We start from the raw sequence: 22,284 nt of genomic DNA, 5'->3' as shown, positions 1-22,284 counted from the left end.
ACCCGCCGCTCCCGCAGGCGGCCCGGTCTTCACCCGCAGGTCCCAGCAATCGGCAGAACCCGCCGCCCCCGCAGCCGAACAGCCAAGGCAACAGGAACCGCCCCGCCCAGCACCAGCTCCATCTCGCCCGGCCCCCACGGCAGAGCCGACCCCGACCCCTGCTCCACCTCAGGCTGCCGCGCCAACGCAAGCCGTCGCTCCAACACCGGCCGCGACCGCACCTCCTGAGCCCGCCACCCCGCCACCCCCGCCGCTCCTGCCGCCTCCGGCGGCATGGACGCAACGGCAGTCCGCCGAGTCTGGTCCGAGCTGCTGGCAGCAGTTCGCTCAACCAGCCGCAGCACCGAGGCGATGCTGACCAACGCAATGGTCAGCGAGGTAGACGGCAACGTCGTCACGATCACCCACGCCTCGGCCCCCCTGGCCCGCCGCCTGGCAGAACCCCGAAACACCGAGGCCATCGCCACCGCCCTGTCCACAGTCCTGGGCGGCACTTGGCAGGTCCGCTGCACCCACGGCACCCCAGGAGCCACGCCACAAGCCACCACCCCGGCCAAGGCCCCCCGCCCGGCCCCAACCCGCCCGAGCCAGGCCCAGAACACCCGCCCCACGTCCGAACCACAGCAACGCCAGGCCCCCCGCCCAGCAGCGGACGACGTCCCACCGCCCCCGGAACCCCGGAGCCAGACGACCCTCTCCCGCCGGAACCGGACGACGAAGAGGCAATGCTGGCCGAGGCCGCCCGCCCGGTAGACCCGGACAGCGTGAGCGAAGCCCAAGACCCCGAAGCCGTAATGCTCAAGCTCCTGGCCGACGAACTGGGCGCGCGCCCACTCAAGAAGGCCTGACCGTCACCACTCGACCACATGACGAAGGCCCCGGCAGTGACCTGCCGGGGCCTTCCACGTCCAACGCAGTTGGTTGTAGTTGGAGGCGTTTTGATCACGAGTTGGCGGTACTTGCAGACGCCAAATGACCACCGCGATGCCGGAGGCGAGGCGAACGCGAAGGCGCAGCCGAGCCCGCCCTTCACACAGCCAGTGGGTGGGGTGGTCCCGTCACGAGTCGTACCGACGCGTCCTGCCGCTCCCCTCGGGCGCGGCTGCCTCCGTGCGACTCGTGACGGGACCACCCCACGCCAAACGCAACCCACCTACGCAGCCGCAAGCCGCCAAAAGCAACAGGCGTGCCATCAACCCGCGCACGGCGCTGGACAGGTCTTTGATCAGATTGGCGGGGTCTGGGGCGGAGCCCCAGAAAGCAGCAGGAACACCAGCACGCAACCCGACCACCTACGGACAACAAACCGGCAGCCGCCAACGAAACAGGGAGACGGCCAACGGACCAGACGCGCACCCCAACCACCCCCACACCGCACCCCAACCAACCCGAACCCCAAAACACCCCCACCCGTACGCTGGACCCAAAGCACAACCCCCACACAGGCCACGCGAGAGGACCAGCGGTGCAACCCGGTCAGTTCGACATGCAGGCCCTGCTCCAGCAGGCCCAGTCCATGCAGCAGCAGATGGCAGAAGCCCAGCAGCAGCTGGCCGAGACCGAGGTCACCGGCAACGCGGGCAACGGCCTGGTGACCGCCACGGTCACCGGCGGCGGCGAGCTCATCGACCTCGCGATCGACCCGAAGATCGTCGACCCGGAGGACGTCGAGACCCTCCAGGACCTGGTGATCGCCGCGATCAAGGACGCCAACCAGAAGGCGCAGCAGTTGGTGGAGCAGAAGCTCGGCCCGCTCGCCCAGGGTGGCCTCGGCGGATTGCTCGGCTAGATGTACGAGGGCCCGGTACAGGACCTCATCGACGAGTTGGGCAGGCTCCCAGGCGTCGGTCCGAAGAGTGCCCAGAGAATCGCTTTCCACCTCCTGGCAACGGAATCTGCCGACATCGAACGGCTGCAGAACGCTCTCCAGAAGGTCAAGGAAGGCGTCGTCTTCTGCGATGTCTGCGGCAACGTGAGTGCCGAGACCAGGTGCCGCATCTGCCGCGACCCGAAGCGCGATCTCTCGCTGGTCTGCGTGGTCGAGGAGCCGAAGGACGTCCAGGCGATCGAACGCACGAGGGAGTTCAAGGGGCGCTACCACGTCCTGGGCGGCGCGCTCGATCCGCTCAGCGGTATCGGACCTGACCAGCTCCGCATCCGGCAGCTGCTCAACCGGATCGGCACGACCACCGACGGTGTGGACATCTCCGAGGTCATCATCGCCACGGACCCGAACACCGAGGGCGAGGCCACGGCCACCTACCTCGTCCGGATGTTGCGCGACTTCCCCGGTCTGACCGTCACGAGGCTCGCCAGCGGCCTGCCGATGGGCGGCGACCTGGAGTTCGCGGACGAGCTCACGCTGGGGCGTGCGCTATCTGGTCGCCGGAGCATGTAGAAACCGCTCCACCGCGACTGGGCAACACCCGCCTGGTCGCGGTGGACGGCCCAACTGGCGCGGGCAAGTCGACGTTCGCCAAGAAGCTCGCCGAACAACTCGACGCCCAGATCATCAGCACCGACCACTTCGCGACGTGGGACGACCCCACGACGCAGTGGTGGCCACGGCTCGTCCAAGCCCTCGACGCAGTGGCCGGCGGTGATGTCGGCCGTTACCGGAAAACCGACTGGTCCCAAGGATTCCCGTGCATCGCCGAAGGCGAAGAAGTCACCTTGCATCCACAAGGGACGATCATTCTGGAAGGGTTTTCCTCAGCCAGGAAAGCGAACACGCGTCTGAGCCTCGCCATCTTCGTCGACCACGGAGACGAGAAGGCCCGGTTGGAACGCGCGGTGCAACGCGACGGTGAGCAACAGCGGGAACGCTTCATCCGTTGGCAGCAATACGAAAGAGGCTGGTTCGCGGTCGACGAGACCAGAGCCAGAGCTGACTACGTTGTCACCTCGAGCTGAGCTCGAACGACAGGAGCCTCAGGCGCACCGATCGCGCTGAACACCTCCAGCGCCGACGACCAGTGCGACCGAGCCGCATCGATGTCGTCCAACGCGGCGGAGGCGTCGCCGGCCAGCAGAAGAGCCCGCCCGAACACCCACCGGTGCCCGGAGTCCGAGCCGACCGAGGCGGCGCGCAGCGCGCATTCCAAGGCGCCGGAAGCGTCCGAGGTGTCGAGGTGGATGCGCCCGAGCACGAGCAGCACCTCCATCTCCGCCAACCGGAACTGCGACCGCCCCGCCTCGACCAGAGCCGAGGTGGCCATCGACAGCGCCTCCTCGTACCGCCCCACCCCGCGGTACGCCGACGCGAGGCCGCGGCGGGCCGAGCAGATGCCCCACGAGTAGCTGGTCTCCACCGCGATGGCCAGCGCCGACGAGAACTGCTCCACCGCTTCTTCGAAGCGAAGGGCACCTTCCAGGGCACGGCCCAGCAGGTTCATGGCGTCGCAGACGCTCTTGACGTTCTCCATGTCCTGGGCGATCCGCATCGCCGCACGCGCCTCGCCGGCGGCTTCCTCGTAGCGGCCGCGCATGATCAGCGTGATGGCCATGCCCTCGTGCATGGTGTGGCCGAAGTTGCGGGCGGCCGCACGTTCGTACAGCTCGCTCGCCTGCACGAAGTAGGAAGCGCCGAGGTCGGGCTCGCCGCGCGACGCGTGCACCTCGCCCAACGCGCGCATCGAGTTCGCCTGCAGGATCCACGAGTCGAGGCGCCTGCCGTCTTCCAGTGCCTCTTCGAACGTCGACGCCGCACGGTCGAGCTGGCCGAGCTGCATGTAGACGCCGCCGAGGTTGAACAGCGCGTTGGCCAGCACCTGCGGCGCGCGCACCCGCCTGGCGATCACCAGGGCGCGTTCGAGGTGGTCGGCTGCGTGTTCCAGTTCGCCGAGGTCGATGTAGACGCTTCCGGCGTTGGACAGCACGGCGGCTTCGGCCTGGGGCAGGTCGATGTGCTCCTGCAGGGCGATGGCCTGCTGGTAGTAACCGAGCGCGTTGCGGTGCTGGCCCGTCACCCAGTACAGCGTGCCCAGCGACGAGAGCATCGCGAGCTGGCCGAGCTCGTCACGCGGCGCGCGGGCGCCCAGGAGCCCCGCCTTCGCGGTCTCGCGCCACTCCGCGGTCAGGCTCTGGGTGTAGAAGTAGCCGCGCAGGGCGTCGGCCAGCTGCCACGGCGAGTTCTCGGGGTCGCGTTCCACGGCGTGCGCCACGAGAGCGACCAGGTTGGCCCGCTCGACGTCGAGCCACGTCAACGCCTCGGTGCTGGTGCTGAACGTCCGCGGCACCACGCCGTCCAATGGCGCAGGGCGCGGGAAGCGGAACAGCGTCGACTTCATCGCCGACGTGGCGTTGTCGACCGAGCGCACCGCCCAGTCCTGCAACCGCCGCAGGGCCAGCCGGGAGTCCGCGCGGCCGTCCTCGAACGCCAGCCGCTCGGCCGCGTAGTCGCGCAGCAGGTCGTGGAACTGGTAGCGGGACGGCGCGTGGTTCGCGATCAGGTTCGCGGTGGCCAGGCGGTCCAGCCTGCGGCGGGCGTCCTGAGTGGTCAGTCCGGACAGCGCGGCGGCCATCTCCGGGGTGAAGTCCGTGCCGGGCACCAACGACAACAGCCGGAACATCTGCGCGAGCTCGGGCTTCAGCGCCGTGTAGGACAGGTCGAACGCCGCGTGCACCGCGACCCGTTCGTCGCCCTCGACGGCCAGCGCGGCGAGCCGGTTGCCCGCCCGCAGCTCCTCCACGTAGTCCGCGATGGACAGTTCAGGACGCGACACGAGGTTCGCCGCAGCGATACGCAAAGCCAATGGCAGATGTGCGCACAGCGCCGCCAGCTCCAGCGCCGCGTCCTCCTGGGAGGCCACCTCGTCCGCGCCCAGGATCCCTGCGAGCAGCGCCTTGGTCTCGTGCCAGTCGAGCACGTCGAGGCGCACGTTCGAGGCCGCGTGCGACACAGCGAGACCGCGCAACGTGTCGCGCGAGGTCACCAGCACCGCACACCCCGGCGAGCCGGGCAGCAGCGGCCGGATCTGCTCGGCGGACGACGCGTTGTCGAGCAGCAGGAGCACGCGCTGGCCGGTCAACGTCGACCGGAACATCGCCTCCTGCTCGTCCTGGTCGAGCGGCACCTGGTCCGGCTCGGTCCCCAGAGCACGAAGGAACCGCGGCAGCACGTCGACCGCGCTCAACGGCGGGCCAGGGGCGTATCCGCGCAGGTTGACGTACAGCTGGCCGTCCGGGAAGTCCGCCCGCATCCGGTGCGCGGCGTGCACGGCCAGCGCCGTCTTGCCCACACCGGGCGGTCCGGCCAGCGTCACGACCGGCACGCCCTGAGCAGTCCGCAGCAGCGCGATGATCAACGACACGGCCTCGTCGCGGCCGACGAAGTCCGGGATGTCCGCCGGCAGCTGCGACGGCACCACCCGTTCGGGTTTCGCCGCTACGACCGGGGTACCGGAAGAAGCAGCGGCCACCGCGTCGATCGACCCGGACAGCACCTGGCTGTGCACGCGTCGCAGCTCGTCGCCGGGATCGATGCCCAGCTCCTCACCGAGCAGGCGGGAAACGCGCTGGTAGGCGGCCAGCGCCTCGCTCTGCCGGCCGGAGCGGTACAGCGCCACCATCAGCTGCGCCCAGAACCGCTCGCGCAACGGGTGTTCGCTGGTCAGCCGGGAGAGCTCCGCCACGAGCTCGCCGTGCCTGCCCAGTTCCAGATCGACCTCGACCCGGCGTTCGAGCACGTGCAGGCGGCGTTCGTTGAGGCGCGGCACCTCGTCGCGGTGCAGGATCTCCGACGGGACGTCGACCAGTGCGGGACCCCGCCAGAGCCCCAGCGCGGCGGCGAACGCGGCCGAGGCGGCCTGCAGGTTGCCGGCGGCGCGCTCCTGCTCGCCCTGTTCGATCAACGGCTCGAAGCGCATCAGGTCGATGGTCTTCTCGTCCACATCGATCAAGTACCCGTCAGGAACGGTTCTGATCGGCACCGACGGCCCGAGCAGCTGTCTGAGACGCATTACATAGGTCTGCAAAGTTGCACGAGCTCGGGCTGGCGGGTCGTCGCCCCACACGTTCCCTGCGAGCTCGTCCACGGACACCGACGTGCCCGCACGCAACAACAACGACACCAGCAGCGCCCGCTGACGACCGGCGCGGACGAGCAGTGGTTCGGAGTCGAGGAGGACCTGGAGCGGGCCGAGCACGCGGAACTCGACCTGCCTGCTCATGTGACCTCCTCCGCGTGTCGTTGTTGTTTCTACAGCCTAGGAGAGCGTTCGACGCATCTGTGGTGCTCACGTTGGGTCAGCGGGCATGCGCCGGACGTATCAGAATGCCTGGTCTAGTGGCCGGATCGTGACCTGAGTTGACACGGGAGAGGTATGTACAACGGTTATGGTCGGCGACCACACCGTGAGATGTGCGGATTGTCCAAGGGGTGTTTGATGGTCCACTCAGTAACGGCTCGCCGCCGTTGGGTTGCCGCGATCGGCTTCCTCAGCGTCAGCGCGCTGGCCCTGTCCGGTTGCGCGCAATCCCAGCGCGACTCTGGTGGTGGCGGTAAGGAAGGCGGCACGCTGACCTTCGGCGCCGCCGGCGCACCGAAGCTCTTCGACCCGTTCTACGCAACGGACGGCGAGACCTTCCGGGTCTCTCGCCAGATGTTCGAAGGCCTGGTCGGCTTCAAGCCCGGTACCGCCGAGGTCGAGCCCGCGCTGGCCACGAAGTACGAGTCGAGTGCCGACGGCAAGACGTGGACGTTCACCCTCAAGGAGAACGTGAAGTTCCACGACGACACCGCGTTCAACGCCGAGGCCGTCTGCTTCAACTTCAACCGCTGGTACAACCAGAAGGGCGCCGGCCAGTCCGACGCCGTTTCGCAGTACTGGCTGGACAACTTCGGCGGGTTCGCGACCACGCCGGACAAGCCCTCGCTGTACAAGTCCTGCACGGCCAAAGACACCAAGACCGCGGTCGTCGAGCTGAACGAGGTCACCTCGCAGTTCCCCTCGGTCCTCGGCTTCACGTCGTTCTCGATCTCCAGCCCCGACGCGCTGAAGAAGTACGACGCGGACAACGTCCAGGCCGCCGGTGACGCGTTCACCTACCCGGCCTACGCGAACGAGCACCCGACCGGCACGGGCCCGTTCAAGTTCAGCAAGTACGACAAGGCCAACAACACCGTGGAGCTCGTGCGCAACGACGCCTACCACGGCACGAAGGCCAAGCTGGACAAGATCGTCTTCAAGATCATCCCGGACGAGACCGCCCGCAAGCAGGCGCTCAAGGCCGGCGACATCGACGGGTACGACCTGCCGAACGCGGCTGACTGGGCAGGCCTCAAGTCCGACGGCTTCAACGTCGCGATCCGCCCGGCGTTCAACGTGTTCTACCTGGGCATCAACCAGAAGAACAACCCGAAGTTGCAGGACCTCAAGGTCCGCCAGGCTCTCATGTACGCGATCAACCGCGAGCAGATGGTCAAGTCGCAGCTGCCCGAGGGTGCCAAGGTCGCCACGCAGTTCATGCCCGACACCGTGGACGGCTACAACAAGGACCTCAAGGCGACGCCGTACGACCTGGACAAGGCGAAGTCGCTGCTGGCAGAGGCCGGTGCGACCGACCTGACGCTGAAGTTCTACTGGCCGTCCGAGGTCACGCGTCCGTACATGCCGTCCCCGAAGGACCTGTTCGGCGCGATCTCCGGTGACCTGCAGAAGGCCGGCATCAAGATCGACGTCGTCACCAAGCCGTGGAACGGTGGCTACCTGACCGACGTCGACCAGGGCATCCCTGACCTGTTCCTGCTCGGCTGGACCGGTGACAACGGCACCGCGCACAACTGGGTCGGCACGTTCTTCGGCCGCGCCGACAATCGCTTCAACACCGGCGCGTCGGCGTGGGGCGCGACGCTCGCGAGCGACCTGGCGAAGGCCAGCGCCGAACCGGACGAGGCCAAGCGCACCAAGATGTACGAGGAGCTCAACAAGAAGATCATGGAGGAGTACCTCCCGGCGGTGCCGCTTTCGCACTCCCCGCCCGCTCTGGTGTTCAAGTCGGACATCAAGGGTGTCGTCCCGAGCCCGCTGACCGACGAGAAGTTCGGCCCGGCCTCCAAGGGCTGAGCTGAACAGCTCCCACCACAAGAGAACAACGGGGTAGCTCACAGTGCTCCGCTACACCATTCGACGGCTGATTCAGCTGGTCGGCGTGGTGCTGGTGCTCTCGCTGCTGCTCTTCGCGTGGATGCGACTCCTCCCAGGAGGGCCGGTTTCGGCCCTCCTGGGAGATCGCTCTACGCCGGAGAAGGCAGCCGAACTCACCAAGCAGCTCGGCCTCGATCAGCCGATCATCGTCCAGTACTTCAAGTTCCTCGGTCGCGCTGCGACCGGCGACTTCGGCGTCTCCACCGGTGTCCAGCCCGGTGACTCGGCGCTCGACATCTTCCTCCAGCGATTCCCCGCGACGATCGAGCTCAGCTTCTTCGCGATCGTGATCGCGATCGCGATCGGCGTCCCGCTCGGCTACCTCGCCGCGAAGCGCCGCGGCGGCTGGTTCGACAACTTCAGCGTCATCGGCTCGCTCATCGGCGTCGCCGTGCCGGTGTTCTTCCTCGCCTACGTGCTCAAGGACGCGGCGTCGGTCGGGCTCGGCCTGCCGTCGCAGGGCAGGCAGGGCGACATCAACGCCACCCGCGTCACCGGGTTCTTCACCCTGGACGGCATTCTCACCGGCGAGTGGGACGCGACGCTGGACGCATTGGAACACCTGATCCTGCCGTCGATCGCGCTCGCCACGATTCCGTTCGCGGTGATCTTCCGGATCACCAGGGCCGCCGTGCTCGACGTGCTCGACGAGGACTTCGTGCGCACCGCCGAGGCCAAGGGCCTCACCGCACAGCTGATCCGCCGCCGGCACGTGCTGCGCAACGCGATGCTGCCGGTCGTCACGACGATCGGTCTGCAGACCGGTGCACTGCTCTCCGGCGCTGTGCTCACCGAGAAGGTGTTCTCGATCCCCGGTGTCGGTCAGGCGCTCGCCATCGGGTTCGAACGGCGTGACTACCCGGTGCTGCTGTTGCTGATCATCATGGCCACGATCGTCTACGTCGTGGTCAACCTGTTGGTCGACCTCTCGTACGCGCTCATCGACCCGCGCATCAGGACGAGGTGAGCGCAGTGACACTCGGAGTCTCCAAGAAGGAAAAGATCGACGGCCTCGCCGAGAGCGCGGGCGTTTCGCTCGCCGCGAGCGCGTGGAAGCGGCTGAAGCGCAGCCCGGTGTTCCTCATCGGCGCGGTGATCATCGGCATCTTCATCGTGGTCTCGCTGCTCTCGCCGTGGCTCGCGCCGCACGACCCGTCCGAACCGATGCTGATCGACCAGGTCGTCAAGGCGCGCAACGAGATCCCGTCGCCGCAGCCGGGCCACCCGCTCGGTGGCGACCTGCAGGGCCGCGACTTCCTGTCGCGTCTGCTGGTGGTTCGAGCAGACGCTGATCGTCGGTGTCGGCGCGACGCTGATCGGCCTGACCGGCGGCCTGATCCTCGGCACGCTCGCGGGCGCGCTCGGCGGCTGGGTCGACTCGGCCGTCATGCGTCTGGTCGACGTCATGCTGTCGCTGCCGTCGCTGCTGCTCGCGTTCTCGATCGCGGCGATGTTCGCGAGGCCCAGCCAGTTCACCGTGATCCTCGCGGTGGCGATCGTGCAGATCCCGGTGTTCGCCCGGTTGCTGAGAGGGTCGATGCTCGCGCAACGGCACAGCGACCACGTGCTGGCGGCGACGGCACTCGGTGTGAAGAAGGGCGCGATCGTGTTCCGGCACATGCTGCCGAACTCGCTCAGCCCGGTGATCGTGCAGTCCACGCTGGTGCTGGCCACCGCGATCATCGAGGCGGCCGCGCTGTCGTTCCTCGGCCTCGGCAATCCGGACGACCGGATTCCGGAGTGGGGACAGATGCTCGGTGACGTGCAGAACGTCTTCGACACGCATCCGCACCTCGCCGCATACCCCGCGATCTGCATCATCATCGTCGCGCTCGGCTTCACGCTCATGGGCGAGACGCTGCGCGAAGCCCTCGATCCGAAGAACAGGCGGTGAGTCGTCGTGGCACTGCTCGAAGTACGTGACCTCACCGTGGTCTTCCAGCGCAAGGGCGAAGAACCGTTCTACGCGGTCGACGGCGTCAGCTTCGACGTCGAGCCCGGCCAGACCGTCGGCCTCGTCGGCGAGTCGGGCTGCGGCAAGTCCGTGACATCGTTGGCGATCATGGGTCTGCTGCCCAAGCGCGGCGCCAAGGTCACCGGCACCGTGTCCTACGACGGCACGGATCTGCTGAAGCTGTCGGACAGGGAGATGCGCGACCGTCGTGGCCGCGATCTCGGCATGGTCTTCCAGGACCCGCTGTCGTCGCTGAACCCGGTCATCCCGATCGGCCTGCAGGTCACCGAGGTGCTCGAACGGCACCGCGGCCTGGCCCGCAAGGAAGCCATGATCGAGGCGAAGAACCTGCTCGACAAGGTCGGCATCCCTGACCCGAACCGCCGGCTCAAGGAGTACCCGCACCAGCTCTCCGGCGGCATGCGGCAGCGCGCGCTCATCGCGATCGCGCTGGCGTGCAGGCCCAAGCTGCTGATCGCGGACGAGCCGACGACGGCGCTGGACGTGACCATCCAGGCCCAGATCCTGACGGTGATGAAGGAACTGGTGCAGGACCTCGGCACCGCGCTCGTGATGATCACCCACGACCTGGGTGTCGTCGCGGGTCTGTGCGACGAGGTGAACGTGCTGTACGGCGGCAAGGTGGTCGAGAAGGCCATGCGGCACAAGCTCTTCGCCGAGCCGCGTCACCCGTACACGCACGGCCTGCTGGCCTCGATCCCGCGTCTGGACGCGGCACCCGGCGAGAAGTTGACGCCGATCAAGGGTTCCGTCGCAGACAACATCCCGTGGACTCAGGGCTGCGCGTTCGCACCCCGGTGCCCGAACGCGCTGGACATCTGCTTCACGGAGACGCCCGCCGAGGAAGAGCAGCTGGGTCGCCTGCTTCGCTGCCACAACCCGGTGGTGCCGGGAACTCCCGCCGCCGAGGAGGTGCCGGTATGAGCGAGACCCTGGTCTCGGTCCAGGACATGAAGGTGCACTTCCCGATCAAGCGGGGCGTGCTGCTGGACCGCACCGTCGGCTACGTCTACGCGGTCGACGGCGTCGACCTGGAGATCAAGCGCGGCGAGACCTACGGCCTGGTCGGCGAGTCCGGCTGCGGCAAGTCCACCCTCGGGCGGGCGATGCTGCGGCTCAACGAGCCGACCGCGGGCAAGATGGTCTTCGACGGGCAGGACTTCTCGGCACTGAAGGGCGAGGAGCTGCGCAAGATGCGGCGCCGGATCCAGATGGTGTTCCAGGACCCGCTGTCCTCGCTCGACCCGCGCCAGTCCGTGGAGTCGATCCTGATCGAGGGCCTGCGGGCGCACGATCTGGACAAGAGCAAGGAGGAGACCGGCAAGCGGTTGCGCGAGCTGCTCTCCGCCGTGGGCCTGCCGACGACGGCGCTGCGCAAGTACCCGCACGAGTTCTCCGGCGGTCAGCGGCAGCGCATCGGCATCGCGCGGGCGCTGGCGCTGAACCCGGACCTGATCGTCGCCGACGAGCCGGTGTCCGCGCTGGACGTGTCGGTGCAGGCCCAGGTCGTGAACCTGCTGGAGGAACTGCAGGAGCAGTTCGGCCTGACCTACCTGGTGATCGCGCACGACCTCGCGGTCGTGAAGCACATCTCCGACCGCGTGGGCGTGATGTACCTCGGCGGACTGGTCGAGGAGGCCACCGCCGCGGACCTCTACGCCGAGCCGCTGCACCCGTACACGCGGGCGCTGCTGTCGGCGATCCCGGTGCCCGACCCCGTGGTCGAGGACCGGCGCGAACGGATCCTGCTCGCGGGCGACCTCCCGTCGCCGGCGAACCCGCCCAGCGGTTGCCGGTTCCACACCCGGTGCCCGTGGCGGCAGGCGACTCGTTGCGACACGGAACGGCCGGTGCTGCGGGAGTTCAAGCCGGGGCACAAGGTCGCGTGCCACTACGCCGAGCAGATCCGGTCCGGCGAGATCCAGCCGCACGAGGTGAAACCGATCCTGGTGGAGGAAGAGGGCATCTCGCCCGACATCCCACTCGTGGGACCGGCTTCGGTGACCGAAGCGCTGAACCCGTGACGACTCGGGGCCACCTTTCGAGGTGGCCCCGTTCGTTTCTCCAGGCACGTCTGTTGCTCTGGGCGAATGGACAGTCGTGGCTCGATCCTCTTGCGGGCTGCCGAGATCGCGTCCGTCGACGGCCTGGAGGGCGTCACGATCGGGCGGCTCGCGGTCGAGCTCGGCATGAGCAAGAGCGGAGTGTTCTCCCACTTCGGCGCCAAGGAAGAGCTGCAGATCTCGACCGTGCACGCGGCGGCGGAGATCTTCGCGCGCGAGGTCGTGATGGCCGGCGGGACCCTGCTGGACGTGTGCGAGCGCTGGCTCGACTACTCGAAGCGCCGCGTGTTCCCCGGCGGCTGCTTCTTCGTGGTGACGCGTTCGGAGTTCGCCGCCCGCCCTGGTCGCGTGCGTGACGCGTTGATGCTCTTCAACCTTCGCTGGGTCTCACTGCTGGAACGACTGACCGGCGATGCGCATCTGGCGTTCGAAGTGGACGCTCTGCTGGCGGCGGCGGACCGGTTCGCCGTGCTCTACGACGACGCCTCGGCGTACGAGAGAGTGCGGGTGGCGTTGCGCGCACGGATCGCCATGCCGACAGGGATGGAGATGAGCGTGGCCACGCCGAACGACAACAGCATCGCCAGCCAGGCCTCCTCGATGATCTGACCGCCGATGTACCCCACGGTGGCGGGGTAGAGGCTCCACAGGGCCGATCCGACCGCCGCAACGGGCACGAATCGCTTGAGCGGCCACTTCAGCGCCCCTGCCAGCAACGCCCCCACGATGCCGCCCGCCGGCAGGAACCTCGCCGCGATGAGGATCGTCTCGCCCTTGGCCGCGAGCTGGTCCGCCGTCCACACGACCATGGCCCTGGCCTTGGCGTTCTTGTTGACCTTGTCGAGGGCCCTCATGCCCATCCGGCGGCCCGCGGTAAAGTTGATCATGTCGCTGGCGAGGCACCCGGCAGCGGCGACGACGACCACCAGATACAGCGGAACCTCACCGGAAGCGGCCAGAACGCCGGCACCGATGAGCACGGCCTCCGTCGGTGCCAAGGGCACGACGGCGACCAGGAACAGCACGACGAGGCTGGCGGCTGTGGTGCTCATGATCCGTGAACGTACGTGACCCAGATGAACAATCCCGACCTGGGTGTTTCTTCAGCCCACCCACAGGATCCAAGTCGATCTACGCTGGGTCGTGCCGTTCACCCTCGCCCACCCGGCCGCAGTGCTGCCGCTGCGCAGACATCTCTGGTTTCCGGGACTGGTGGCGGGCGCCGTCGCACCTGACCTGAGTTACTACCTCCCGGTCCTGCCGACCCACAACGTGCTGGGTGGATCCCTTGCCGCGGTGGTGTTGTTGCTGGCCGGACGCTTGCTTCTGCCTTCGCTGATGGCGTTGGCGCCTGCGTTCCTGCAGTCACGGGTGTCGCGTCCAGGAGACTTCCGCCAGCCGTTCGTGCGCGCGTTGTCCATTGTGGTGGGAGTGCTCACGCATCTGCTGTGGGACGCCTTCACGCAGACCGACGGGTGGTTCGTGCAGCGGTGGGACTGGCTGACCGTGGCGGTAGTCGGACCACATCGGCTCTACAACGTGATCGGGTACGTGTCGTCGCTCGGAGGCATGGCTCTGCTGGCGTGGATGGCTGCTCGCAGCCCGCACACCGCTCGTCCGAACGGCCCTGCCCGCTGTCCGGAAGGGCATGACTGGCCGTCACGTACCGGGAATTCCCGGTACAAGTTCTGGATCCTGATCGGCCTCGCTGCCGTGGTGGGCGTCATCTGGTCTTTGTCCGATCCTGTCAGTCAGGTCAGCCTGTATGACTGGGTGCGCAGGATGCTGCTGGGCGCGGTCCAGGGCACATCCGCGGGTTTGCTCGCTCACGCCGTTCTGTGGCATTTCAACCAGTCAGCACGTGACATGTGATGACCGCTCGGTTCTGCCGGTAAAGCTCCGATCTGTCATGCGTTCAACCGTCAGTTCTGCCGTTGACCTGTGTCCTGGGCCACAGCTAGCCTCCGGCTTAATAGGAAAGCTTCTTTACCAATCCTTCGAGCCGCCGCCCTGCCCAGGAGGACGAAGTGATCAAAAAGCACACCAGAACAGGTGTTGCGTTAGCACTGTTTGCGCTGGTGATACCGCAGATCGCGGCATCGGGCACGGCCAATGCGGCTGATTCCCTGCTGTCGGCCAGCAAGCCCACCACCGTCTCGTCCGTGGAGGCCGCGACCTTCGGCGGCGCCAACGCCGTGGACGGAGATCCGACCACCCGCTGGGCGAGCCTCGAAGGCGTCGATCCGCAGTGGATCGCTGTCGACCTGGGTGGCAACGCCACCATCTCCAAGGTCAAGCTCAACTGGGAGGTCGCGTACGCCTCCGAGTACAAGATCCAGACATCCGCTGACGGTTCGTCGTGGAGCACCAAGAAGACACTCACCGGTCAGAACGGTGGCATCGACGAGACCAGCCTCGCCACGTCCGGCCGTTACGTGCGGATCTACGGCACCAAGCGCGGCACTTCCTACGGCTACTCGCTCTTCGAACTGGAGGTCTGGGGCAGCATCGCCAACGGCGACACCGCGCCGCCGAGCGCACCGTTCGGGCTCACGAGCACGGGCACCACGTCGAGTTCGGTCAGTCTGAAGTGGACGGCCGCGACCGACAACATCGGCGTGACGGGCTACGACGTCCTGCGCAACGGCAGCGTCGTCGGCACACCCACCGGCACCACGTTCACCGACACCGGTCTGGCGTCCGGCACGGCGTTCACCTACACCGTCCGCGCTCGTGACGCGGCCGGCAACCTCGGGCCCGCGAGCAACGCGGTGCAGGTGACGACTCTGCCTGCGGGCCCCGGCGACAGCATCACGGTCGTCGCCGCCGGTGACATCGCGTCGCTGACGAACCGCGAGCACTACGAGACCGCGAAGCTGATCGACCAGATCAAGCCCAACCACATCCTGACCGTCGGTGACAACCAGTACGACAGCGGCACGCTCACGGAGTTCAGGAACCACTACGACAAGTCGTGGGGCCGGTACAAGAACATCACCCGCCCGGCGACCGGCAACCACGAGTGGGAGGACAACCTCAACGGCTACAAGTCGTACTTCGGCGCCCAGGCTTATCCGGCCGGCAAGCCGTACTACAGCTGGGAAGCCGGTGAATTCCACTTCGTGTCGTTCGACTCCCAGCTGATGTACGACACGGGCAGCGACTCGACGCAGCTGAACTGGTTGAAGGCCGACCTCGCCGCGAACACCAAGGCGTGCGTCGTCGGCTACTGGCACCACCCGCGGTTCAACTCGGGTGAGTACGGCGACAAGTCCAAGATGGCGCCGCTGTGGAACGTCTTCGCGGATGCCAAGGCCGACCTGGTGCTCAGCGGTCACGACCACCACTACGAGCGGCTCAAGCCGCTGAACAAGAGCGGCTCGATCGACGAGGCCAACGGCCTGCGCTCCGCGATCATCGGCATCGGCGGTGACTACCTCTACTCGAACGTCAAGCCTCGCACGGGCGTCGAGAACTGGTTCGCGGACTCCCACGGCGTCGTGAAGTTCACCCTGTCCGGTCGCTCCTACTCGTGGGAGGTCATCGACACGGCCGGAACGGTGCGCGACAAGGCCGGTCCTTACAACTGTCGTTGATCGGTTCTGGCTGTTGATCGGATCTGGCCCTTGATCGGAGGCCGTCGTGTACATCGCAACCGCTCGACAAGCTCCCGCCGCGGGTGGCACCGGCAGGATCGCGGGGAACGTCCTCGCCCTGGGCGCGGTTTCACTGCTCACCGACGTCTCGTCGGAGATGGTCACCGCGATCCTGCCGCTGTACCTGGTGCTGGGCCTGGGGTTCTCCCCGCTGCAGTTCGGTGTGCTCGACGGCATCTACACCGGAGTGACGGCACTGGTTCGCGTTGCCGGCGGCCATGCGGCTGACCGCTGGCAACGGCGCAAGCTCGTGGCCGGCCTGGGTTACGGGATCTCGGCGGTGGGCAAGGCTGGGTTTGCTCGTGCCGCCGGGACTTCCGCCACCGCCATGGGACTGGTCCTGGCCGGGGACCGGACCGGCAAGGGTTTGCGCACCGCGCCGAGGGACGCGCTGATCACGTTGAGCAGCGAGCCTTCCGCGCTCGGACGGGCCTTCGGTGTCCACCGTGCCATGGACACCGTGGGCGCGTTCCTCGGCCCGCTGATCGCGTTCTGTCTCTTGTGGACGCTTCCGGCTCGCTACGACGTGGTGTTCGTGGTGAGTTTTTGCTTCGCTCTGTTGGGTTTGCTGGTTCTGGTGCTGTTCGTGCGTGATCACCGCGACGTGCTGCCACGCGTCGCGGTGTCGCTGCGCAGTGCTTTCGGGTTGCTGCGGTCCAGGCCGTTCCGGCGGGTCTGCCTGGTCGCGTGCGGGCTCGGGTTCCTGACGCTCGGCGACGGGTTCATCTACCTGTTGCTGCAGAAGAAGCTCGACATCGAGGTCGCCTACATCGCGTTGCTGCCCCTCGGCACGGCCGGCGTGTACCTGCTCGCCGCCGTGCCGATGGGTGCGCTGGCCGACCGGCTCGGCAGGTGGCGGATCTTCCTCGCCGGTCACCTCGCGTTGCTCGGCGCGTACCTGCTGCTCGCCGGCACGTCAGGAATCGGCCTGCTGGCAGGCGTTCTGCTGTTGCACGGCCTGTTCTACGCGTGCACGGACGGCGTGCTGATGGCGGTCGTCGGTCCGCTGATGCCCGACGAGCTGCGCACGTCCGGTCTGGCCCTGCTCCAGACCGGCCAGGTGCTCGCTCGGGCGTGTTCTTCTGTCCTGTTCGGCGCTCTTTGGACGTGGTTCGCTTGGTGAGGATCCTGGTCGTCGTCGCTGCGGTGATCGCTCTGGGCATCGGTGCCACCGCTTATGCGTTGCGCGCGCCGGACAAGCCCGCTGTCGCGGTGGAGGCGGGCGCCGTCGATCTGTCGGAACAGGGCCGGTTGATCTTCATGGACGAGATCAGCGGGAAGGTGGCTTCCGTCCCGTTGTCCTCGCCGGGCGGGCCTCGTCGGGTGAGTTCGTTGTCCTGCAAGCGTTTCTACACCGCAGCTCGGCAGGGCCTGTGCCTGGCCGATGCGCAGGGACCGTTGCCGGGCTCGACCGCGGTGTTCGTCGACCAGGCGCTGGGGGAGCAGCGGCGCGTGGAGGTCGCCGGAGTGCCGAACCGCGCCAAGCTGTCGGCGGACGGGCGGATGGCGTCGTGGACGACGTTCGTCACCGGCGACTCGTACTCCCAGGCCGGCACGTTCTCGACCCGCACCGCGATCTTCGACAAGCAGACCGAGGTCTACTCCAGCAACATCGAAGGCACGAGCGTCGAAGGCATCAAGATGGCCAACGACATGAACTACTGGGGTGTCACCTTCACGGCGGACGACCGCACGTACTACGCGACGATGAGCACCGCCGGGAAGACATACCTGATCCAGGGCGATGCGGTCGAGGAATCAGCGAAACCGTTGCGGGAGAACGTCGAATGCCCGTCGCTGTCCCCGGACGGGACGCGTGTGGCGTTCAAGAAGCGCGTGCCCGGCGATGGTGCGCGACCGTGGCGTGAGCACGTGCTGGACCTGCGCACGATGGTGGAGACACCCCTGGCCGAGACTCGTGGGATCGACGACCAGGTCGTGTGGCTCGACAACGACACCATCGCCTACGGCCTGCCGGGCGAGGGAATCTGGGCCGTGCAAGCGAACGGGGAGGGCGCGCCGCGGCAGTTGGTGCCGCACGCGTCCTCCCCGTCGCTCGTTTAGCGGTTAGCTCGGTTCACAGCCGAAACGATGGCGCGGAACGAAGCGGCGACCGTCGAGCTGTCGATCCCCACGCCCCACAGCACGCGGTCGCCCACGGCGCACTCGAGGTAGGCGGCGGCGCGGGCGTCGTCACCGGCGGACAGCGCGTGCTCGGCGTAGTCCAGAACCCGCACGTCGTAGCCCACGGACGCGAGCGCGTCGACGAACGCGGCGATCGGGCCGTTGCCCGAACCCGTGATCTCCTGCTGGTCGCCGTCGATCAGCAGCGTCGCGGTGATCTCCTCGTGGCCGCTGCCGTCCGACGACGCCTTGTGCTTCAGCAGGTACAGCGGCACCTTGCCGTGGAGGTACTCCTCCGCGAACGCGTCCCACATCTCCTTCGGGTTGATCTCGCCGCCCTGCGTGTCGGTGACCTCCTGGATCACCCTCGAGAACTCGATCTGCAGGCGCCGCGGCAGGTCGAGGTGGTGCTCCTGCTTCATCAGGTACGCCACGCCGCCCTTGCCGGACTGCGAGTTGACCCGGATGACGGCCTCGTAGTTGCGGCCGACGTCCTTCGGGTCGATCGGCAGGTACGGGACCTCCCACGGGAAGTCGTCGACGTGCTGGCCCGCGTCCTTGGCGTCGGCCTCCAGCGCCTCGAAGCCCTTCTTGATCGCGTCCTGGTGGCTTCCCGAGAACGCGGTGAAGACCAGGTCACCGCCGTACGGGTGCCGCTCGGGCACGGGCAGCTGGTTGCAGTACTCGACGGTGCGGCGGACCTCGTCGATGTCGGAGAAGTCGATCTGCGGGTCGATGCCCTGGCTGAACATGTTCATCGCCAGCGTGACCAGGCAGACGTTGCCGGTGCGCTCGCCGTTGCCGAACAGGCACCCCTCGATCCGGTCCGCGCCGGCCAGGTAACCCAGCTCGGCGGCCGCGACACCGGTGCCGCGGTCGTTGTGCGGGTGCAGGCTCAGGATGATCGACTCGCGGTTGTCCAGGTTCCTGCTCATCCACTCGATCGAGTCCGCGTAGACGTTCGGCGTCGCCATCTCGACGGTGGCCGGCAGGTTGATGATCAGCGGCTTCTCCGGCGTGGGCTGGATGACCGCCGACACCGCGTTGCAGACCTCGAGGGCGTAGCTGAGCTCGGTGCCGGTGTACGACTCGGGGGAGTACTCGTAGCGGAAGCTGGTCTCGGGGTAGTCCCGCTCTTGTTCTTTGGCGTACTTCGCCGCTTCCGTGGCGATCTTCTTGATGCCGTCCCTGTCGCTGCGGAAGACCACGCGGCGCTGCAGGATCGAGGTCGAGTTGTAGAAGTGGACGATCGCCTTGTTCGCGCCGCGCAGGGACTCGAACGTCCTCGCGATCAGCTCTTCACGGCACTGGGTCAGGACCTGGATCGTGACGTCGTCCGGGATCGCGCCGTCTTCGATGATCTCTCGGACGAAGTCGAAGTCGGTCTGGGACGCGGCCGGGAAGCCGACCTCGATCTCCTTGAAACCCATCCTGACCAGCAGGTCGAACATCTTGCGCTTGCGGGCCGGTGACATCGGGTCGATCAGGGCCTGGTTGCCGTCCCGCAGGTCCACCGCGCACCACTGCGGGGCTTTTTCCACTCGTTTGGTGGGCCAGGTGCGGTCGGGGACGTCTACTACCTCCACCAGCTCATGGAACGGGCGGTAGCGGTGGAACGGCATGCTGCTGCCGAGCTGCTTGTTCCAGGACGGCTGGGATTCCGGGGCCGGGCGCGCCGGCTGGCGGATTCGGCTGTTGCCTGAGGTGTACGCGTCTGCGGAGGCGTAGGCGTCTGGGGAGGTCATTTTCAGCTCCTGCGGGTGCGGGTCGTTATGGGAACGACCGGCGGCAACGCTGAGTCCCGCGACGGGGGGCCGGTCTGATCAGACCCCGTCACGGCAGCGAAGCAGGAGGGAACGCCACACGTCGGACAGAGTAGCCACAGTTTGGGCTGGGATGGAACTGAGGGCCCGGATCGTGGGATGTTCGCGTTGGTTGCGTAGGCCGTCTCCCTGTTGCGTTGGCGGCTTGCCTGTTTGTTGTCCGTAGGTGGTCGTGTTGCGTTGGGCGGCTTGCGGCTGCGTAGGTGGGTTGCGTTTGGCGTGGGGTGGTCCCGTCACGAGTCGTACGCGAAGGCAGCGCGGCAACAGCATCGGCACGACTCGTGACGGGACCACCCCACCCGCGTTGTGTGTGAAAAGCGTGCTCGGCTGCGCCATCGCGGGGTGGACCCAGGTCAACCTGCAAGTTTTGTCCGGCTCGAATCCGGGAAAAGCTCATGTATGTCCAGATTACGTACGACCAGTGGCCGCGGCACGGCTTCACGCGTGATCAGCGGCATCGGTGCCTTGTTCGCCCTGATCGAGGTCCTCTACATCCTCATGATCGTGCTCGGTGCGAACCAGGGGAACGCCTTCTTCAAGTTCATCCAGTCCCTCGCCGAGCCCCTCGCCCTGTTCTTCCCCGGTCTCTTCAACACCGGCAACTACAACGTCGACGTCTTCCTCAACTACGGTCTCGCAGCCGTGTTCTGGCTGGTCGTGACCGGTTTGATTGCACGTGCGGTGTCACGCTACTGAGTAGTAGATTCCGGGGCCATGCGGACACGCGTGGTCGGTATCGCCGCCGGAATCGTCAGTTGGGTCGGCCTCGCGCTGGCGGTCGTGCTCGTCGTCCACGTCGTGCTGACCGTCGGCGGGGCCAACCCGGACAACCCCATCACCAGCACTGTCAAGGCGCTGGCTGAGCCGTTGGCTCTCGCGTTCAAGGATCTGTTCGCACCTGCGGACGCCAAGTTGCGGACGATCGTCAACTTCGGGCTGGCCGCCCTGTTCTGGCTTGCCGTTCGAGCGATCGTCCTGAAGCTCGTGAGGCGCCTCAACTAGGTTCGAGGCATGGCGCGCGACGACTTCTGCAACAGCTGCGGCACCCGGTACGCCGACACGGCTGGTTACCCCCGCAAGTGTCCTGGTTGCGCGCACATGGTGTGGGCCAATCCGTCGCCGGTCGTGGTGTTGCTCGTGCCGGTCAAGGACGGAGGGCGGACCGGGCTGTTGACTGTGCGCAGGGCCATCCCGCCGGTTGGGCAGCTGGCGTTCGTCAGCGGGTTCATGGACCTCGGTGAGTCGTGGCAGCAGAGTGCGGTGCGTGAGCTTGAAGAAGAGGCGAACGTGCGCATCGACCCGGACGGGCTGCGGCCGTTGCACTTCGTGTCGACTCCGGACGGGGACGCCGTGTTGTTGTTCGCTGCCGCGCCCGTGATCAACGCTGAGGACATGCCGCCGTTCGTGCCCAACGAAGAGGCTTCCGAGCGGAAGGTCATCTTCGAGCGCGAGCCGTTGGCGTTTCCGCTGCACAACGAGGTTGCGGCGAGGTACTTCTCAACCGAACAGTGACTGGCCCCAGGTGCCGGTGAAGACCGTTTCGGAGAGCGGGTGGCGGCGGCGTTCGCGCTGTTCACGGGTCTGAAGGTCCTCGGGGAGGTCCTCCAGGCGGCCTGGGCGTCCTAATGCCATCGCCACTAGCGGGCGTACGTCGTCGGGCATGGCGAATGTCTTGTGTGCGGCTGTCTTGTCGAAGCCGCCCATCATGTGTGCGATCAGGCCCATGTCCACGGCCTGCAGTGCGATGTTCTCCATCGCCAGGCCCAGGGCGAACTCGACGTTGGGCAGGTCACCGCGGGAGTCGGCGGTGATCACGCATCCGATGAGCAGGACCGAGGCGCGGAACGCCCAGGTCTTGTTGCCCGGTCTCAAGGTTTCGAAGATCGCGTCGAACGTCGGGGTGCCGCGGTGCCCGACGACGAACCGGGCCGGCTGGCTGTTGCCGTGGGACGGGGCCCAGCGCGCCGCTTGTAGCAGGGTGCGCAGTTCGTCGTCGGAAACCGTTGCCTCTGCGGAGAAAGCGCGTGGGCTCCAGCGCTGCGAGATCAGCTCGTTCATCAGATCGCATACTGCCAAACGGCCAGTGAGTAAGCGCCGAACCAGGCGCTGAAAAGGGTTGCCATGCCGAGCACGGTCAGCACCGTGGACGGGCGGCGGCGGGCCAGCACCAGGGCCAGCGGGATCAGCAGGGTGAAGGCGGGCAGCAGCAGGCGGGCCTTGGAGTTCATCAGGCCGTTCGAGCCGATGTCCATGATCAGCACGCCGAGGCCGAACACGATCAGCGGCCACTCCAGGCGTCGCTGGAACGCGTAGAAGACCAGGACTACGGCCAGGGCCAGCAGCCACACCGTGCCGGTCTCCAGCACCGAGCGCGGGTTGCCGAGGTGTCCGAGGGCGAACTCCCACGTCGCCGCGCCGCCGTCGAACTTCGAGCCCCAGCCGCGCTGCTGCACGCCGAACCAGCCTGCGAGGTCGCCGGTGCGGACCGCGACCCAG

General features: G+C 67.2%; 18 protein-coding genes and 4 pseudogenes. 17 read left to right on the top strand and 5 right to left on the bottom strand.

Annotated elements, in window-relative coordinates:
- Nucleotides 1–725 precede the first annotated feature (725 nt).
- The 4 genes from FXN61_RS54660 to FXN61_RS31350 all read left to right on the top strand — a co-directional run bounded on the left by FXN61_RS54660 (nucleotide 726) and on the right by FXN61_RS31350 (nucleotide 2,913).
- Nucleotides 726–848, top strand: coding sequence for a hypothetical protein (locus FXN61_RS54660; RefSeq protein WP_281360740.1), 123 nt, complete (start codon nucleotides 726–728; stop codon nucleotides 846–848).
- Between the two features lie 638 nt (nucleotides 849–1,486).
- Nucleotides 1,487–1,789, top strand: a complete 303-nt coding sequence (locus FXN61_RS31360; protein WP_167977598.1) for a YbaB/EbfC family nucleoid-associated protein — start codon at nucleotides 1,487–1,489, stop codon at nucleotides 1,787–1,789.
- A complete protein-coding gene (recR, locus tag FXN61_RS31355; protein WP_167977595.1) occupies nucleotides 1,790–2,398 on the top strand; it encodes a recombination mediator RecR in 609 nt (202 codons plus the stop codon).
- Nucleotides 2,399–2,439: 41 nt separating this feature from the next.
- Nucleotides 2,440–2,913, top strand: coding sequence for a uridine kinase family protein (locus tag FXN61_RS31350; protein WP_312878130.1), 474 nt, complete (start codon nucleotides 2,440–2,442; stop codon nucleotides 2,911–2,913).
- Here FXN61_RS31350 and FXN61_RS31345 read toward each other — a convergent pair.
- Complete coding sequence (locus tag FXN61_RS31345) at nucleotides 2,892–6,170, bottom strand: AfsR/SARP family transcriptional regulator (protein ID WP_167977594.1); 3,279 nt, start codon at nucleotides 6,168–6,170, stop codon at nucleotides 2,892–2,894. The two genes, FXN61_RS31350 and FXN61_RS31345, sit on opposite strands and share 22 nt — an antisense overlap.
- Before the next feature lie 216 nt (nucleotides 6,171–6,386).
- Here FXN61_RS31345 and FXN61_RS31340 point away from each other — a divergent pair, with 216 nt between their 5' ends.
- From FXN61_RS31340 to FXN61_RS31315, 6 genes and pseudogenes are all read left to right on the top strand, one after another.
- The gene (locus FXN61_RS31340) at nucleotides 6,387–8,066 is read left to right on the top strand and encodes an ABC transporter substrate-binding protein (RefSeq protein WP_167977593.1); all 1,680 of its coding nucleotides are present in this window, start codon (nucleotides 6,387–6,389) and stop codon (nucleotides 8,064–8,066) included.
- A 43-nt stretch (nucleotides 8,067–8,109) separates the two neighbouring features.
- Nucleotides 8,110–9,114, top strand: a complete 1,005-nt coding sequence (locus FXN61_RS31335) for an ABC transporter permease (RefSeq protein WP_167977592.1) — start codon at nucleotides 8,110–8,112, stop codon at nucleotides 9,112–9,114.
- A gap of 5 nt (nucleotides 9,115–9,119) precedes the next feature.
- Nucleotides 9,120–10,041 (top strand): annotated as a pseudogene (locus FXN61_RS31330) (ABC transporter permease).
- 6 nt (nucleotides 10,042–10,047) lie between these two features.
- Nucleotides 10,048–11,046, top strand: coding sequence for an ABC transporter ATP-binding protein (locus FXN61_RS31325; RefSeq protein ID WP_167977591.1), 999 nt, complete (start codon nucleotides 10,048–10,050; stop codon nucleotides 11,044–11,046).
- Nucleotides 11,043–12,146 carry an ABC transporter ATP-binding protein gene (locus FXN61_RS31320; RefSeq protein ID WP_167977590.1) on the top strand — a complete coding sequence of 368 codons (1,104 nt, stop codon included), beginning with the start codon at nucleotides 11,043–11,045 and terminating at the stop codon, nucleotides 12,144–12,146. The genes FXN61_RS31325 and FXN61_RS31320 overlap by 4 nt, the downstream gene beginning before the upstream one ends.
- A gap of 66 nt (nucleotides 12,147–12,212) precedes the next feature.
- Nucleotides 12,213–12,794: a TetR/AcrR family transcriptional regulator gene (locus FXN61_RS31315; protein ID WP_167977589.1), complete on the top strand. Its 582-nt coding sequence runs from the start codon at nucleotides 12,213–12,215 to the stop codon at nucleotides 12,792–12,794.
- A 20-nt stretch (nucleotides 12,795–12,814) separates the two neighbouring features.
- Here FXN61_RS31315 and FXN61_RS31310 read toward each other — a convergent pair.
- A pseudogene (locus tag FXN61_RS31310) lies at nucleotides 12,815–13,237 on the bottom strand (DedA family protein); the annotation flags it as partial.
- Between the two features lie 91 nt (nucleotides 13,238–13,328).
- On the opposite strand from FXN61_RS31310, the gene FXN61_RS31305 reads away from it, so the two are divergent.
- The 4 genes and pseudogenes from FXN61_RS31305 (at nucleotide 13,329) to FXN61_RS31290 (ending at nucleotide 17,905) form a co-directional block, all read left to right on the top strand.
- The gene (locus tag FXN61_RS31305; RefSeq protein ID WP_167977588.1) at nucleotides 13,329–14,057 is read left to right on the top strand and encodes a DUF4184 family protein; all 729 of its coding nucleotides are present in this window, start codon (nucleotides 13,329–13,331) and stop codon (nucleotides 14,055–14,057) included.
- 206 nt (nucleotides 14,058–14,263) lie between these two features.
- Nucleotides 14,264–15,781, top strand: a complete 1,518-nt coding sequence (locus FXN61_RS31300; protein WP_312878129.1) for a discoidin domain-containing protein — start codon at nucleotides 14,264–14,266, stop codon at nucleotides 15,779–15,781.
- 46 nt (nucleotides 15,782–15,827) lie between these two features.
- A pseudogene (locus FXN61_RS31295) lies at nucleotides 15,828–17,044 on the top strand (MFS transporter); the annotation flags it as partial.
- Nucleotides 17,024–17,905, top strand: a complete 882-nt coding sequence (locus FXN61_RS31290) for a hypothetical protein (RefSeq protein WP_376770776.1) — start codon at nucleotides 17,024–17,026, stop codon at nucleotides 17,903–17,905. The pseudogene FXN61_RS31295 and the gene FXN61_RS31290, both read left to right, overlap by 21 nt.
- Here the strand turns inward: FXN61_RS31290 and leuA are convergent.
- Nucleotides 17,902–19,710: a 2-isopropylmalate synthase gene (gene leuA / locus FXN61_RS31285; protein WP_167977585.1), complete on the bottom strand. Its 1,809-nt coding sequence runs from the start codon at nucleotides 19,708–19,710 to the stop codon at nucleotides 17,902–17,904. The genes FXN61_RS31290 and leuA overlap by 4 nt on opposite strands.
- Nucleotides 19,711–20,187: 477 nt before the next feature.
- On the opposite strand from leuA, the gene FXN61_RS31280 reads away from it, so the two are divergent.
- Genes FXN61_RS31280 through FXN61_RS31270 form a run of 3 tightly spaced genes read left to right on the top strand, consistent with a single transcriptional unit; the run spans nucleotide 20,188 to nucleotide 21,300 of the window.
- Nucleotides 20,188–20,484 (top strand): hypothetical protein, encoded by a 297-nt coding sequence (locus FXN61_RS31280; RefSeq protein WP_167977584.1) that lies wholly within the window; start codon nucleotides 20,188–20,190, stop codon nucleotides 20,482–20,484.
- A gap of 18 nt (nucleotides 20,485–20,502) precedes the next feature.
- Complete coding sequence (locus FXN61_RS31275; RefSeq protein ID WP_167977583.1) at nucleotides 20,503–20,790, top strand: hypothetical protein; 288 nt, start codon at nucleotides 20,503–20,505, stop codon at nucleotides 20,788–20,790.
- 9 nt (nucleotides 20,791–20,799) lie between these two features.
- Nucleotides 20,800–21,300 (top strand): NUDIX domain-containing protein, encoded by a 501-nt coding sequence (locus FXN61_RS31270; RefSeq protein ID WP_167977582.1) that lies wholly within the window; start codon nucleotides 20,800–20,802, stop codon nucleotides 21,298–21,300.
- On the opposite strand, the gene FXN61_RS31265 is transcribed toward FXN61_RS31270, so the two are convergent.
- Nucleotides 21,286–21,846, bottom strand: coding sequence for a nitroreductase family protein (locus tag FXN61_RS31265; protein WP_167977581.1), 561 nt, complete (start codon nucleotides 21,844–21,846; stop codon nucleotides 21,286–21,288). The two genes, FXN61_RS31270 and FXN61_RS31265, sit on opposite strands and share 15 nt — an antisense overlap.
- Nucleotides 21,846–22,284, bottom strand: a pseudogene (locus FXN61_RS31260) (hypothetical protein); the annotation flags it as partial. The gene FXN61_RS31265 and the pseudogene FXN61_RS31260, both read right to left, overlap by 1 nt.

Source organism: Lentzea indica (assembly GCF_012184385.1).
Classification (GTDB): Bacteria; Actinomycetota; Actinomycetes; order Mycobacteriales; family Pseudonocardiaceae; genus Lentzea; species Lentzea indica.
Note: the sequence above shows the minus strand (reverse complement) of the source record. Positions and strands in the feature narration are given on the sequence as shown.